14 protein-coding genes, 1 tRNA gene and 2 pseudogenes are annotated in these 15439 nt (G+C 46.3%); 12 read left to right on the plus strand and 5 right to left on the minus strand.

Annotated features, from left to right (window positions below):
• The 8 genes and pseudogenes from B5G09_RS04925 to B5G09_RS04960 all read left to right on the plus strand — a co-directional run.
• Positions 1 to 202 (plus strand): annotated as a pseudogene (locus B5G09_RS04925) (hypothetical protein); the annotation flags it as partial.
• A gap of 266 nt (positions 203 to 468) precedes the next feature.
• Entirely contained in the window at positions 469 to 1197 is a 729-nt protein-coding gene (locus tag B5G09_RS04930; protein WP_087404290.1) for an ATP-binding protein, read from the plus strand.
• Positions 1175 to 2212, plus strand: a complete 1038-nt coding sequence (locus B5G09_RS04935) for a DUF3871 family protein (protein ID WP_087404291.1) — start codon at positions 1175 to 1177, stop codon at positions 2210 to 2212. The genes B5G09_RS04930 and B5G09_RS04935 overlap by 23 nt, the downstream gene beginning before the upstream one ends.
• A gap of 661 nt (positions 2213 to 2873) precedes the next feature.
• On the plus strand, positions 2874 to 3518 hold the full coding sequence (locus B5G09_RS04940; RefSeq protein WP_087404292.1) for a leucine-rich repeat protein: 645 nt from the start codon (positions 2874 to 2876) through the stop codon (positions 3516 to 3518).
• A gap of 73 nt (positions 3519 to 3591) precedes the next feature.
• Complete coding sequence (locus B5G09_RS04945) at positions 3592 to 3975, plus strand: hypothetical protein (RefSeq protein ID WP_087404293.1); 384 nt, start codon at positions 3592 to 3594, stop codon at positions 3973 to 3975.
• Between the two features lie 197 nt (positions 3976 to 4172).
• A complete protein-coding gene (locus B5G09_RS04950) occupies positions 4173 to 4586 on the plus strand; it encodes a hypothetical protein (protein WP_241147575.1) in 414 nt (137 codons plus the stop codon).
• 285 nt (positions 4587 to 4871) lie between these two features.
• Positions 4872 to 4946, plus strand: a tRNA-Lys gene (locus B5G09_RS04955).
• Between the two features lie 214 nt (positions 4947 to 5160).
• Positions 5161 to 6336: a site-specific integrase gene (locus B5G09_RS04960; RefSeq protein WP_087404294.1), complete on the plus strand. Its 1176-nt coding sequence runs from the start codon at positions 5161 to 5163 to the stop codon at positions 6334 to 6336.
• 465 nt (positions 6337 to 6801) lie between these two features.
• Here B5G09_RS04960 and B5G09_RS04965 read toward each other — a convergent pair whose 3' ends face one another.
• Positions 6802 to 7707 (minus strand): helix-turn-helix domain-containing protein, encoded by a 906-nt coding sequence (locus B5G09_RS04965; RefSeq protein ID WP_087404295.1) that lies wholly within the window; start codon positions 7705 to 7707, stop codon positions 6802 to 6804.
• A gap of 203 nt (positions 7708 to 7910) precedes the next feature.
• Here B5G09_RS04965 and B5G09_RS04970 point away from each other — a divergent pair, with 203 nt between their 5' ends.
• Together B5G09_RS04970 and B5G09_RS04975 are read left to right on the plus strand one after the other, a co-directional pair.
• Positions 7911 to 8456: a DapH/DapD/GlmU-related protein gene (locus tag B5G09_RS04970; RefSeq protein WP_087404296.1), complete on the plus strand. Its 546-nt coding sequence runs from the start codon at positions 7911 to 7913 to the stop codon at positions 8454 to 8456.
• Between the two features lie 274 nt (positions 8457 to 8730).
• The gene (locus B5G09_RS04975; protein ID WP_087404297.1) at positions 8731 to 9900 is read left to right on the plus strand and encodes an iron-containing alcohol dehydrogenase; all 1170 of its coding nucleotides are present in this window, start codon (positions 8731 to 8733) and stop codon (positions 9898 to 9900) included.
• A gap of 198 nt (positions 9901 to 10098) precedes the next feature.
• Here the strand turns inward: B5G09_RS04975 and B5G09_RS04980 are convergent, their stop codons facing one another.
• The 4 genes from B5G09_RS04980 to B5G09_RS04995 all read right to left on the minus strand — a co-directional run bounded on the left by B5G09_RS04980 (position 10099) and on the right by B5G09_RS04995 (position 13463).
• The gene (locus B5G09_RS04980; protein WP_087404298.1) at positions 10099 to 11622 is read right to left on the minus strand and encodes a mobilization protein; all 1524 of its coding nucleotides are present in this window, start codon (positions 11620 to 11622) and stop codon (positions 10099 to 10101) included.
• A gap of 275 nt (positions 11623 to 11897) precedes the next feature.
• A complete protein-coding gene (locus tag B5G09_RS04985) occupies positions 11898 to 12503 on the minus strand; it encodes a hypothetical protein (RefSeq protein ID WP_087404299.1) in 606 nt (201 codons plus the stop codon).
• Positions 12497 to 13264, minus strand: a complete 768-nt coding sequence (locus B5G09_RS04990) for a hypothetical protein (RefSeq protein WP_143256482.1) — start codon at positions 13262 to 13264, stop codon at positions 12497 to 12499. Before B5G09_RS04990 ends, B5G09_RS04985 begins: the two co-directional genes overlap by 7 nt.
• Positions 13239 to 13463, minus strand: coding sequence for a helix-turn-helix domain-containing protein (locus B5G09_RS04995; protein ID WP_087404301.1), 225 nt, complete (start codon positions 13461 to 13463; stop codon positions 13239 to 13241). The genes B5G09_RS04990 and B5G09_RS04995 overlap by 26 nt, the downstream gene beginning before the upstream one ends.
• A gap of 844 nt (positions 13464 to 14307) precedes the next feature.
• On the opposite strand from B5G09_RS04995, the pseudogene B5G09_RS05000 reads away from it, so the two are divergent.
• Positions 14308 to 14529, plus strand: a pseudogene (locus B5G09_RS05000) (site-specific integrase); the annotation flags it as partial.
• 41 nt (positions 14530 to 14570) lie between these two features.
• Positions 14571 to 15098, plus strand: coding sequence for a conjugal transfer protein MobA (gene mobA, locus B5G09_RS05005; RefSeq protein ID WP_241147576.1), 528 nt, complete (start codon positions 14571 to 14573; stop codon positions 15096 to 15098).
• Positions 15099 to 15439 lie beyond the last annotated feature (341 nt).

The following is a 15439-nucleotide window of genomic DNA, read 5'->3' on the forward strand; positions in this document are numbered from 1 at the left end:
GAAATATCATGTAGGCAACATCCGCAGGGAGTTGACAAAGCGGTGGTCTGTTCCTGTTGAACGCAAGATTGTCAAGATGATAAATGAGACCTTTGCCAAGCAGGCATCCATCGCAAAGAATAAGGTCAAAACGGAACTGCAAAAGATATACGACAGTTTGGGTATTCAACAAACCGCAAAAGCGACCGATCTCGCCAAATGATACGAGGTGAAAATGACATCACCGAAAATCAATGGAAAAACAACGGCGTGTATAGTTATCGTAAGAGATCGGATGATAGCACATTAGTTACATGAATACTGCCCACATCCATACACCCCGTAAAACACCCCTCCCCTTGTTCGGCATGGAAAGCGAATTTCGGGGAGGGATTTTTTGTGGCCAGTTATCGGGAATTTTTCCAGACTAACAACAAAAGCAACAGACAGATGATGAGTGTATTTATTCATCATCTAATTTGTCGCTTTATGCAATTACGTCCATCCATGCGCCGTGCAGCCAAAATGAGGCTGGCACTGGCTGGAGCCTCGGGGTCGGGAAAGACCTACTCCTCGCTCCTCATTGCTTACGGCATGACCTCCGACTGGTCCCGTGTTGCCGTCATCGATTCCGAGAACGGCTCGGCCGATCTCTATGCCCATCTGGGCAATTATCAGGTCCTCACCCTGCCCGACTACTCCCCCGAGACCTATATCGAGGCCATCGGCATCTGTGAACAGGCAGGAGCCGAGGTCATCATTATCGACAGCATCTCCCATTGCTGGGATTACCTGCTCGATTTCCACGCCAACCTGCAAGGAAACTCCTTTGCCAACTGGGCCAAGGTCACACCCCGTCAGAATGCCTTCATCCAACGCATTCTCAACTCCTCGTGCCACATCATCTGCACCATGCGCTCCAAGCAGGATTATGTCCTCTCGGACAAGAACGGCAAGATGGTGCCCGAGAAGGTGGGCCTGAAGGCCGTGCAGCGCGATAACGTGGACTATGAGTTCACCGCCGTGCTGGACATCGCCATGAACCACAAGGCCACCACCTCCAAAGACCGCACGGGGCTCTTCACGGGTCGTCCCGAGTTCACGATAACCCCTGCCGTGGGGCAAGCCATCCTCAAATGGTGCAACCTAACGCAGACCGCGCAATCGAATCCTTCCACGCAAAACCTTCCCAGCCATGCTTCCAGCCTTTCAGCCTGAACCCGAATTTGCCGCAGGGTTGAATCTTCCCGTGGAGGAGGCAACCATCGTAGAGCAGCGTCCCGCAACGCCAATCGTGTCGTTGGGGAGTGTACCGCGTACCCGTCACTTTATCGAGGCCAATACCAAGCCTGTCGATATGGCCCATCTGAAGAATGATTGTGTCGTTCCCGTATTCAGCAAGGACAACGAGGTGACGATCTCCCACCAGAGTTTTATTGAAACGGTATTGGGCGCTGCTCACCGTATGTTCCCCCAGGAGGCCATCGACACGCCCGATATTGTCGTTTCGCATATCATCAAGGGACGGATTCCCGCGGCCATTCACAAACCCGTGAACCAGCTCCTGGAGACGGACAAGACCATCTATTACGAACGCATGGCCTTCTGCTTTGAGATACCCTCGATTTTCGAGGAGGTGGCAGGCAATCGGCTCCATCTTTCGATCGGAGGAGTAAGGGCCTACAACCACGAAAATCTCTATTCGAAAAAGACGGTCGAGAAGTTCAAGGTATTCATCGGCTTCAAGAACCTTGTCTGCTGCAACTTGTGTGTATCGACCGACGGTTTCAAGCGGGAGTTGCGGGTGATGAGCGTGCAGGACTTGTTTGAGGCTTCGTTGCAGTTGTTCCAGCAGTACGATGCCGAACGGCACATTCGGCAGATGGCAGCCTTACAACGGCAATCGCTCAGCGAACACCAGTTTGCCCAGTTGATCGGCAAGGCACGCTTGTATCAATACCTGCCCACGGCCGAGAAACGGCAGCTGCCAGCCATGGTGTTTACCGACTGCCACATCAATGCCGTGGCAAAGGCTTACTACACGGACGAGAACTTTTCCAGAGGGACGAATCCCGAGATTGACCTGTGGAAGGTCTACAACCTCTTTACGGGAGCCAACAAGTCCAGCTACATCGACACCTTCCTTGACAGGTCGCTGAATGCAACGCAGTTGATTGCAGGAATCGGTCGGGCCTTGGAGGGTGATACCGAGTACAGTTGGTTTGTGGAGTAACGCTTTACAGAGACAAATACCCTTGCTGTCTTACGACGGCAGGGGTATTTTCTTATGTTCCAGAACAAAGCGCACTAATACATAGCGAGATAGCTATATTTCTCACAATCTACACGTTACGATTTGCTGCAAAATCTGCAACTTACGGTTCTGGAATTTATGCTGACGTAAAGTCGGAATCCGTGGTTCTCAGGATTCCGAAAAGCAGAATTTCAGGGTTTATGCAGGCGTAAAGTTGAAATTCGTGCAAATCTGCCCAAATTCAGAAGAACAAAGTTTACTTTCCAGACGAATTGCTATTGTCGGAAAACTTTGTTTTGGCGAAATTTGTATCTGCAACAACACCCGAATGGGCAAGATGTTTTGTAATTTCCGTCGAATATGTTACTTTTGCAGTAACATATTGAATACACGGAAAGTGTAGCTTATTCTCGTTGATGGAACGTAGGAAATTCTAATCAGGTAGAGAGAATAGGCAGACTTCTTGCCGCGTCTTATCCATTCATGGATACGGCGTGGTGTTGTTGCTTATTTATCTACAAGGTTTCCTACGACCTCATCAACTAAATAAGTTTTCAGCACCACGCTTTCTGCTTTTATAAATCAAACTTGATGAACCGTCGTTCAGGTGCTGGGACGACAACCTAAACTTATTGCAACCATGAAAAAGTTGTTCTTATGCCTATCCATGCTCGGGATGCTATTGACAGGGTGCTCAAAAGATGACGATAACGAAACCCCAGGGCTGCCACCCTTACCTGATCCCGATGATGTCTGCTCTTGCATGGATGACGTGGTATTCATGCAGTATTGCTATGAGAACTTTGACGTCAATAAAGACGGGAAGGTGTCTAAAACTGAAGCAAATGCTGTAACTAAAATTGATCTTGGATACATATATAATCATCAAAGTGCTTATGATGTTAAGACCCTTACGGGAATCGGTTATTTCCCCAATTTGGAGATCATAAATTGTTACAAATGTGATAGATTAACCACCGTTGATTTAAGTCATAACCTAAAAATTACGGTAATTCAAAATCATGCATTCTATTCATCCTCTTTCTCTTTGGAAAGTATCTTCCTTCCAAGTAGCGTTAAAAGGATTGGGGAAGATGCATTCTATTTCTTTTCCACATTGTATTGTGCCGCATTAACACCTCCAGATATTAGTCATAATACATTTCCTTCGGATAGATTTTACACATATATGAAATTTTATGTTCCTCATGAATCTGTTGAGGCATATAAAGCTGCATATGGCTGGAAAGAATATGCTGATCAAATTTTCGGATATGATTTCTGATAGTCTGAATTGACAAACTTATGTCACAATCTCTCCTGCTGTGTCTCTGCATGGCAGGAGAAAGATTAAAAATATGGCAAAGAAATTTCAAATTATAGGGCTATCTTTATTATTGGTAGCATTCGGTTGGGAGTGTTTTTCTCAAACACTTTCTGATAATAAGATAGAATCCTTGTTAGCTGAACTGCATCATAAAATCGACATGCTTTGGGAGTCTGAATACGCAGAATTTACGCAAAGTTCCCAAAATACTACAACCAGTATTGCGCTCGTCGATATGAATCTGACAAACAAACAATGGAAACCGTATGAACAGATACGAGCCGATTTTAAGTTGTCAGATGAACAAGAGAAATTTGGCCAAATGGCACGAATCATCTTATATATATCGGGCAGTATTTGTGTGATATTGGCAGAAAGATTCAAGAAAGGCTGTTTGTGGAAGAATAACGGCTGATTCGATTTTTTAGGACAGACTTGTGCAGACGGTCTATATTATACCGTTCTGCACAAGTTTGTCCTTTTATATTACTTGCATAATTCATAAATTTTAGCTATATTTACATCATAATCAAAGATTTAATCACAATATAAATTTTAGCTAAAATGAAAAGAAAAACACCGATAACAGATTGACAAACGGGCACAGAGATATTGAATGATATTGAAATCTCCTATGTTGCCAAATCCATATCCTATGATCTTGATGGAATATGTCTTTTTGTAGGACGCCGAAAAGATAATCCCACACCCGTTGAGTTCTACTACTTCCTTGAACTCGATATAGACCTTACTCAAGCCGCTACAATCTCCTTTCTAAAAAGAGGTCTTCTACAAATAGGATTCAATTTTACACTACCACCTCAAGAGTCCAATCAAGGCCCCTACATCGCAAAATTTCCGAATGTAATTACCATTCCACCAATCGGATATCCGCTCAATCTTTTTGAAGCGCATATCCACAGTGATACTATTGTGTTCAACTATACGGCACAAAATGGAACCAAGAAAGAGTTCCGCTTTTCGCTGGCTGGCTTCAATGAAAAATATTTGGAACAGTTTGTATAAATACAAAAGCATCTAACAGTTCCCGAGGACAGACTTTGCAAAAGTTTGTCCTTTCATTTTTGCATCAAAAACATTCTACATCAACGAACTTAACGCATGAAACAATTATGGAAAAGTATCACACGACAGATTACGGATAGTCCATAGATGAACACAATGACTATCAATATTTTACAAGACATTTTCTATTAACCAGCAGTCGGAAAGTAGGTTCTACATAGGGTACGCATACAGCCAATCACAGAAGGCTGCAATCTCCATAATCAACTGATTAACAGCACGGGAGAATCCGTAGCTCAGTAGGTAGAGCACAACACTTTTAATGTTGGGGTCCTGGGTTCGAGCCCCAGCGGATCACCAAAGAGAGGTCTTCAGAGGTGAAGACCTTTTCTTTTTAATTCGTATAATACTGTTGGCGTTCAATTAGTTACATCTTTTTTTGAGGCAGCATAAAAGGTGGTGACACCATCAAAAAAAACGAGAAAAAGCGACACACTTGGACGTAAAAAGCCCCTTTTGGACGGGTTTTGTGTTACCATAGCTGTGTTACCAATCTCACAAATGTGTTACCATTATGAGTAAGTACGTAAGATTGTTCTTCAACCGGAAGAAGAAAGCCACGACAACAGTGGCGGGAGCTATCGAAATTGTGGTCTGTCTCCAGCGTGAACGCTGTTATTTCCATTCAGGGCATAGCGTTACCCTTGACCAATGGGAGAATGGGGTGGTGGTGAATCATCCGCGTGCCGTTGTCATCAACGAGGAAATCCAGAAAAAAGTAACCGAATTCGAGCATATCCTTATCGCCATGCAGGTGAACAAGGACGATATGACTATCGCTCAATTCAAGACCTACTTGAGTGCGGACGGCGGCAACCGCCGTAACTTTATGGCGTGGCTTAGGGAGCGTATTAATAATCGTCCGCTCCGTGAAGGTACTCGAAAGGGACATCTGACCACCTACAAAGCACTTGAACGTTTCGGCAAGTTCAAGACTTTTGATGATGTAACCCTGCAACATATCTATCAGTTTGATCTTTTCATCAGGGAAGAACAGACCTATACCACCAAAGGCAAACCAATCGTCAGAAGTCAGGCAGCCATCCACAACTACCACAAGCGGTTCAAGTCGTATGTGTCCGAAGCTTTCCGCCTTGGGCTCATCAAAGAGAACCCATACGAGCGGTTCCAAGACAAGCGTGGGGAGAAAAGTGACCGTCCTCACCTTACCGAAGCTCAACTGAAAAAGCTAATCCGTATGCGAGAGGAGAGCACGGATGCAGTAATGAACAAGTATCTTGATTTCTTCCTCTTCCAGACTTTTACAGGCATGGCATACAGCGATGCCAAATCATTTGACTACGAGCAGCACGTTGTTTCCATTGACGGTAAGGACTACATTGACGGTCACCGCATAAAGACAGGAAATGAGTTTGTCACACCTATCCTGCCCATCACACGGAAAATCTTGGAGCGTAACAACTTCAATATGGAGATAACCTCCAATCAGAAGTACAATCAATTCCTTAAAGGCATAGGCTTGGCTCTCGGCTGTCCTTTTCCTTTAACCACACATATTGCCCGCCATACATTCGCCTGTACGGTGGCTCTTGGGCAAGGAATATCCAAAGAGGTGCTGCAAATTATGATGGGGCATACCTCTATAAGGACAACCGAAATCTATGCGAAACTGCCCATGCAATATGTGTCGCAGAACATTGGAGATAGGATGTTCAGGGTTTGGAAATAAAAAATTACCGCAAGTAAGAGCTAAGGTGCTTATATCGAGAGGGGGTCGTTAAAATGACGACCCCCTCTATACACTCTAAATGTTATATGGATAGTGGGCCAAAAATGGTACAAATAAACTATAAATCAAGTATATCATCAGTTCTTTGTGAGAACTTTGCTATACTCCCCGGCATTTCGCGAATGTCTGCTTGCCTTGACATTCAAAGTAGAGTCTTGATTGGCAAAAGTCAATCACTTTATGCAAGCAAGGAAACATCTCGCCCCGATATGGAAGTCTGTGGTGTTGTTCAAGTCTTAAATACCGCAATTATAAGTAATAGCAGACAAAGGTAGTATGGCTGATGAATTGAATTTGTTAATGTTTGAGTTAGCCAGCCAAACACGAAGAAGAATTATTATTGAAAGAAACGCCTGACCATGGCTATATAGCCGTACGGTCAAGCGTTACTGAAAAAGATTTTGTTTATAGGGTTCCGGCATTTTCCCGATATTCTTTCGGGGCGCATCCGGCTGTACTCTTGAACAGCCTGGTCAGGTGCTGGGGATATTTGAAGCCGGTTTCGTAGGCTATCTCGCTGATTGTCTTGTCTGTTTCAAGAAGAAGGTCTTTTACTTTGTCAATGACTGCTTGATGGATGCATTCAATGGCGGATTTCCCAGTCTGCATCTTTACCATGTCTCCGAAATAGTTGGCGGAGAAATGTAGCTGGTCGGCACACCATGCCACCGAAGGCAATCCCTGCTCCTCAGGTCTGTCGGAATTGAAATAATCGTTCAGCAGCGTACGGAAGCGGGTCAGCACATCACTGTTAATGACGGAACGGGTGGCGAACTGGCGGTCGTAGAAACGGAGGCAGTTGTTGAGCAGCACCTCAATATTGGAAACGATGATACTCCTGCTGTGCTTGTCAATGTCGTGCCTGAGTTCCTCTTCTATCTCACCGAAACAGTTGAATACGGTCTGCCGTTCGCGTTCTGACATGTGCAGAGCCTCATTCACTTCGTATGAGAAGAATGTATAGTCCTTTATCTTGTGGGCGAGCGATGTGCCACGTGTCAGATCAGGATGGAAAAACAAACCATAGCCCTGCGGGTGCGGCGTATATCCGCCGTCATCAATTCCTATCACCTGACCGGGCGCAATAAAGACCAGCGTGCCTGCCTCATAGTCATACTTGTTGCGTCCGTAAGTCAGCTGCCCGTATATTTCGTCTTTCAGCAGAATGGCATAAAAGCCTAAACGCATTCGGCGGTGGGGGCACTTCTCCATTTTTGAGAAGTCGGCTAAACTTACCAGCGGATGCTGCGTTTCAAGTCCATGAAACTGGTTGTAATCATCTATCGTTCTCAAGTCTAAAATATCACTCATGCTTCTTTCCTTTCAACGAGCGCAAAGGTACTGAAAATATTGATCATTACTGCCGGATAATCGATTATTATGCGGTAAAAGAAGCATTTCTGTAAAACATCTATTCCTTTCAGTAATCCGTATAAGTATGAATTCATGTGTTTGGCGTACCTTTGCACCAGCAATAGAATAGAGAATTCATATTTTAAGTAAACGTAAATAAAATGGAAGAAAAAGTAATTGACCTCAGAATTCCCGATAAGGAACGCGATGACGACGGTCAGCGCACCGCCTGTCTGGTATTTAAACTTAACCATACGATGCCTGGCACAGAGGAGTACAATGCCGTGCTTCACGAACTGTTTCAGGACAACATCGGCGAAGGCAGCATGGTGACGGCACCGCTCACGCTCGTGCTTGCGCGCCCCGTGAAGATAGGCAAAGGCGTAATGGTGATGAGCAACTGCCTGATGATGTCCGCCGGAGGCATCACCATCGACGATGACGCCATGATAGCCGCCAACGCACAGCTCATCACCAACAATCACGACCCTTACGACCGTCCATTGCTGCTCTGCAAGCCCATCCATATCTGCCGCGGAGCATGGATTGGAGCGGGGAGTACCATTCTGCCGGGCGTGACGGTGGGCGAATATGCCATCGTGGGGGCAGCCAGCGTCGTCACGAAGGACGTGCCGCCTTACGCCGTAGTAGTAGGAAATCCGGCCAGAGTGGTCAAGTATTTGGACAAGGAGAAGTTTGAAAAATAAAACAGTAATAAATCGTTGGCGTGATTATTTGTGCCCGTCGCCGCAGATACTTCCGGTTTGTTACATTCGGGAGGCTTATACTTACGGTTTTCACTTGCTGCTGACAGGTTTGCAAAAGACGACCTTTTAAACTGCAAAAGGCCACCTTTCACAGGGCAAAAGACCATGTATTGGAAGCTGAAAGGCCACCATTTGAAACTGTAACCATCGACGTGCAGCTGACAATAATATCGCCAACGGTTAAGTTAATATTAAAATAAAGAAAGGATTTTGTATGAGTTTTAAGGTTTTTATGCCTACCTTGTGGTACTTCGGGCAAGGGGCATTGAATGAATTGGGCAAGCAACAGCTGCCCGGAAAGAAAGCACTGCTGGTCATCTCAAACGGTAAGTCCATGCGAGCCAACGGTTATCTGGAGCGTACGGAGAACCAACTGAAATCGGCAGGTGCGGATTATGTGGTGTTCGACAAAATCGGTGCCAACCCGCTGAAGCCCGTAATCATGGATGGCGCAGCAACGGCACGTGAGTCACAGTGTGATTTCGTGGTGGCATTGGGCGGAGGCAGCGTGATGGATGCGTCAAAGGCCATAGCCTTGATGGCTACCAACGACGGAGACTTGTGGGACTATGTGCAAGGCGGTACGGGTAAAGGCAAACCTATTGAGAACCATCCTTTACCCATCGTTGCCATTACTACGACAGCCGGTACGGGTTCGGAAGTTGATTGCGGCGGTGTAGTCAACAATCCCGACACGAACGAGAAAATGGGTATTGTTTATCCTGTTCTCTTCCCGACATTGTCTATCGTCGACCCGGAACTGATGGCTACCGTTCCGCCTACCTACACGGCTTATCAGGGCTTTGACACTTTGCTGCAAGCCACGGAGTGTTACATCAGCCGCGCGTCCAACCTGATGTGCGACATGGTGGCCCGTGCAACCATTGAGAATGTAGGCAAATACCTTGCACGTGCCGTGAAAGACGGGCACGACATGGAAGCCCGTGAGCACGTCGCTTTTGCCAACACCATGTCAGGGTACGCCATGATGACAGGCTCATGCACCAGCGAGCACGCCATGGAACACGCCATGAGCGCCTATCATCCGGCTCTGCCGCATGGTGCCGGACTGATTATGATTTCGCGTGAATATTATACCTATTTCATCAATCACAACGTCCGTGGCGAACGGTTTATTGACATGGCTAAGATGTTTGGTAAGGAGGATGCCAGCGAGCCTATGGACTTTGTGAAGGCGCTCGTTGACTTGCAGCGTGCCTGCGGGGTGGACGGATTGAAGATGTCAGACTATGGCATACGTCCCGATGAGTTTGAGCAGTTTGCCAAGAACGCCCGCGAAACTACCGCCGGACTCTTCATGGCAGACCCAGTGGAAATGTCGCACGAGGACTGTGTGGAAATATACCGTAAGTCTTATAGATAAACCGTCTTCAGACAGAAATCAAAAGCATTATCCATCGTAATGCTTACGCTGTGGCACATACTTTCTTTTCCCACAGCTAAGGCGCAAAATAACAGTTTGGGCAAAATGGGAAAGGATTGCCATTTCCATTTTGCCCTATTTCTTTAAGCGACAAGACACAGCCTCCGCAAAGTAACCACATAATAAGACTGTTGTACTTCACAGTCTTAATTGTTTTCGTTCTATTTTCCAATCATACTTCCCCTTCGCCACATCGCCAACCTCTTTGAGTGTATGGCGATGTTTAATTTCGTCAAAAGGCTGTCGGCTCTCCGCATAACCACAAAGCCATGCTCCGACCGCATTTTGCTGTTCGGTTGTTTCTCCGTACTCCTGCATCACGCTTTTGATGTCGGCTGCTTCGGACGGGGCAAAGAAAGACTTGTGGCACTCCGTGCCGAAATGGATAATCGCATCAATGGCTTGCTTAAAGACTTCGCTTGCCTTGTAGAGAATGCCGGCAAGCAAATTAAGAATATCCCGACTCGCTTTCAGCGCATCCTGTAACAGACGGATGGTCTTGTCTTTCTCCGCCGTGGCACGGCTTACGACAAAGTCGATGCGCTGCCGTTCGCCGTCCTTTTGCTCCTGAAGCTGCCGTACAGCTTTGTCCCTTTCAATGGCAAGTGAACGGCACTGCACCAAAGCCCTGTCACGTTCCGCTTCGGCTTCCTGCTTCTCAGCAACCAATACCTTTGCCATTTCCTCTACCTTAGTTTTTACTGCATTCGGAAAGGCTTTTCTGATATGCTCGTTCTCGGCTTTCAGCCGGATGATTTCCTTCTCCATCGCCGCCGACTTGCCGACCCCTACGAGATTGCCGAAGCTGTCAAGTATGCTGTCCACTTTCGCTTTGCGCTCGTCCTTTAATTGACGCTCCTTGTTGGCAATGTCTTTATCAAGGGACTGGCGGTATTTTTCTTTCACCTTATTTTCTCCCTCAATGAACTGCCGTTCCGCATCGACTTTCTCCTTTGCGGCAAGGGCGGCTTTCTTTTCGGCTTTTGCTTTTTCTGCCTCCTGCCTCTGCTTGGTGATGATAAAGTCCGTGCGTTCCAAATGTTCTTTGCCCGTCACCTCCTTTGAGGTGCCCCTTTCCATTTCCAAGCACTCAGCCAAAAGGGTCTGCATTTCGCTCATGGCTTTCTCGTCTAATTTGCAGGACTTGCCCGTTTCGTGGTTCATCCAGTCCCATACGATATGGGCGTGCAGGTTGGGCTTCCATGTTGCATTGTCACCGGGCGTTCCGTAGTGCCCCTCGTCACGATGGATGAACACTTGCAGGGCGGTTATGCCCCAACGTTCCCTGCACACCTCACAGAAACGCCGCAACTGCTCCATCGTGGTGTCACCCTTTATGACGACCACGCCCTCCTTGAGCGGAGTGCTGCCACGGACGATGGTCACCTTGCCCGTCTTCTTGTTCATCCGTTCCCGGTCTTTGGTCTGCATCGCCCGACCTGTCTTTTCCTTGACCATTGCGGCTATCTGATTGTAGCGGTCGGTGAGCGTGGCTTCACCGAAATCAGGTGATACCCACGTTTCGTTTCCTGCCATGAGGTCGGTGCGGATGTAGAACTTTTCCTTGCGGATATTGGCAAGGTATTCCGCTGTCCGCCTGTTGTGCGCCTCGCTGCTGCCGATGTTGCATGGCTTGATGTTTACGGATGTTTTCAGTGCCATAGCTTGTCTGTTTTTTTTGAGTTTCACAAAACGGGTTATTAGGGCTTAGTCTTAATCGGTGGGTGTAGGGAGAGGGTCACTTCCTGCTTGGGGTTCTCAGGGGCAAAAGCCACTGGGCGGAGTTTCCAAAGAGGGGGCCACTCTTTGGTCGGGTTGCAGAGGGCTGAAAGTCCTTGCCGGGTTCTTAGGGCAGCGTCCTAAGCCCCTCGGGAGAGCCCACAACTTCGCAGCTTGCGGAGAAGTTATAATGGGCTATATCTGGGCAAGCCCAGCATTTATCCATGCCGCAAGTCCTCTCCTGCAAAGACCACTAACCGTGTTGTTGCTTTCAGTCGGGAAAGGGTACGTTCTCCATACTTTTCTGCCAGTTGTTCTTTGGTGCAGTTGGTATTCGTAATCAAAAATTTTCCCTTACGCTCGCAGTCATCCACAAAATCGGGGAACACGTTGAAGCGGTTGCCGTATTCCTGATACGGTTCTTCACGCCCTATGTCATCAATCACGAGCAGATGGCTACGCATCACTTCGGTATAGTGCCTGTTCATTTCACGTGCAAGACAAATGGAGAATACTTTGTGAAAATAGTGCTGTATGATACAAGGAAGTATCTGTAAACAAATGGTCGTCTTACCTCTGCCACAGTTGCCCATGCAGAACAATCCTAATCCTTTGTTGTCGGTCAGCCAGTCCGCCACCTTGTCATATTCGGGCTGCCACATGTAGTTACAGCCCAAGAAATGCCGTAACCCGGCATCCAACACTTTATTGGCATTGGGTAAATGTATATGCAGCCGTTGCGGTTGCAGGCACACTTTTCGCTCTGCAAAGAAATTTACTGCTGCCCTGAAATCTATTCTGTTGTCTGAATTAATATCTACCATTCTGATGTGTTTTTAAATTTGTCCGGATTGTCATCAGTAAGTTTTACGCCGACTTGCCAAGCAGGATGAGCCTTCTGCCTGTAGCCCCTGTTATTTCCTTTTTTCATCAGCCAGTTCACAAAGTGTTGCTGCGCATCGGCCGCTGTTTTTGACTTAATGCCGCACGTCTGGAGATATAGAAAAAACTCAGCAAGCATTTCCTGTATTCTTTTGCCTTCCAGTTCCATTCCCCGCTTGTTTACATACTCCATTACGTTATCCAACCATTCACGGTCGTTTTGTAAAATGGTTCGCAATTCAGTCAAAGACAAAGGCTCCTCTTTAGAAATAATAGGTTTATTTATTTTGACCATATCTTTATTTATAATAGTTCCATCTGCCGTTCCACTTGCTGTTCCATCCTGTGTTCCATTTGCCGTCACATTTTGCTGTACTGTTTGGATGTCTGCTTTTATCAAAAGAGTGTAACCGGGAACGGAAGAATTGTTCTTTCCCTCCTCGTAAGCGATAAGCCCACGGTCTTGCAGTTTCTTTCTTAATCGACAGAGCGTCTGACGGCTTATGCCAAGATTGTTGGTGATTCGTTGTGTACTGCATCCGAAAGGGACTTGCCAACATCGGCGTCTACATTCCGCCAAGAGAAAGAAATACAGTTGCGTTTCCTTTGCCGAGAACATCTGTATTTCATTCTCCCGCCAAAACTGCCCCATATAATCAAAAGAACGCACTCTCATTTTATTTTCGGTTGAGTAAAGCTGCATCCACTTCAAGTTTGCTGAAATAAAGATGCTTGGCATTGAGATGATAGGGCAACTGATTGCGCTGGCAACGCTTGCGGACGGCTCCGACTGACAAGCCGAGATATTCCGCCACCTGCTTCACGTTCATCACTACATCGGCGTGTCTTTCCATTCGTTGAACCACATCGTTCACGACTTTGATATAATGTTCCTGTTTCATAATTCTGTTATTTTAGTGTGACAATTTGCCTCCGATTGTGGTACCTTTCAACCGTGAAGCGACACAAAGGTACGGGGCAGGCCTTGTAAAAAACAAAATACACAACAGAAATCTGAAGGATTTTAGAGCTATTTATCAATCAGACCCATTTTCATACTCTAAATCATACTCTAATGCTCATTTTAAGGCACTTAAAGTAGAGGCCTGTGGTTTTTTGTGCGAGTCAGTCAAATGAAAACAAGAGAAAATAACCCCATAAAAAGAACCATAAATTCAAATTAAAGCTGTACATTTGCAAATGAGCGGACGAAGAGAGTCCGTTGCGAGTGTTTATTAACCGTGTTACCACATTGTGTTACTCACTCAAAATGAACAATGTTATTGAATGTCGGAAGGCTCTGATACAGAATAAGATGGCGTTTGATATTTGGTAATAAAAAGGGCTATTTTCAGATACCAAGCGGGTTCACTCCTTATCCGGACAAATCCGGACAGAATTCCGCCAAACCTCGCAAGATCAGTGTCTTGCGAGGTTTTTTCATTTCTGGATTCAGCCATTTACGGACACCGAAAAGCCAATTTCCGACAAATTCCAGTGTCCAAATCGTGACCTTTTTTTTGTTTACCGATTTTAGGTCACCAGAAGTCGCAAATTGGCTCCCTTTTGTCGCCTTTTGTCTGTGCCGTACAAATCTCATTTACAACTATTTAATTTAACTTTGTAATTCTAAAAATGGGATTATGAGAAACACATTCAAAGTACTCTTTTTCGTAAAGAGAGCGGCCTTAAAAAAGAGCGGGAAAGCGCCGATTATTGCCCGTATTACCGTCGATCAGGCCAAGACTCAGTTCTACACACAGCTACACGTTCCCCTCCCGGCGGCTTGAACAGGTCCGCGACCTTTTTATCTTCAGCTGCTTCACGGCACTCTCCTATATCGACGTCTGCGAGCTGCAGCCCGATGACATCAGCACCGGCTTCGACGGCAACCTCTGGATCATCCGCAAACGGCACAAGACCAACGTAACGGCATCGATCCGTCTGCTGGATATCGGTCTGCATTAAACACCGAGGAGCTTCGTCTCCTCCATGCAAAATTGAATGCTATGGAAGACCTTATTACTCCCGACAAACAAAGGAAACCGGGCAGGCCTCGCAAAGCCGATCCGGCAAATAAATGCGTCATGGTCCGATTTACGGACGAAGAATACGCCCGTTTCCTGACCATGTTCGAGAAATCCGGTGTGCATTCTATGGCTCGTTTCATCAAGAGGCGGATCTTTGACAAAACATTTCGCGTCATCCAAATGGATCGAGGTGTGACTGAGATTGCAACCATTCTATCCTCCCACAATGCTCTATACCGTAAAATCGGAGTCAATTACAATCAGGTTGTAAAGATGCTGCACATCCATTTCTCGCAGAAAAAAGCTCTCGCAATGCTCTATAAACTGGAAAATGAAACACGCAATTTGATTGCTGTCAGTGAGAAGATTTTTGCCACAGTTCAAAAATTAAGACAAAATGATAGCCAACATAACTACCGGAAAGAGTGCGTATGGTATTCTGAATTACAATCAGTTGAAAGTCAACAAGGGAAAGGCTTCCGTATTGTCGACAAGACTGATATTTGAAGATCCTGACGGGAATTGAGAGCGCTACTCGCCCTGTATCGTATCGGTGTAGAAGAGCCGCAAGGATCACGTGCAGGAAGGCCATACCACGGTTTGGTATATACCGTGCTGGATGAGAATGGGGAAAAAGCACCCGTAACGCCGCTGAAAGCGTCCAGTCTGGGAGATGACGCCTCCTTGAAAAAGGTCGAGACCATTCTGGCAAGTTCCCCGGAGAAGATCAAGTCCGCCAATCTTCATAAAATGACATTACATCATGTAGAGGAGGAGCCATAATAATTAACCATATCACTTATAACAGTCTCTGCCAACGAAAGCATCCAAGGTTATCGAGGAAAATA

The organism is Alistipes sp. An54 (assembly GCF_002159375.1).
GTDB lineage: Bacteria > Bacteroidota > Bacteroidia > Bacteroidales > Rikenellaceae > Alistipes > Alistipes megaguti.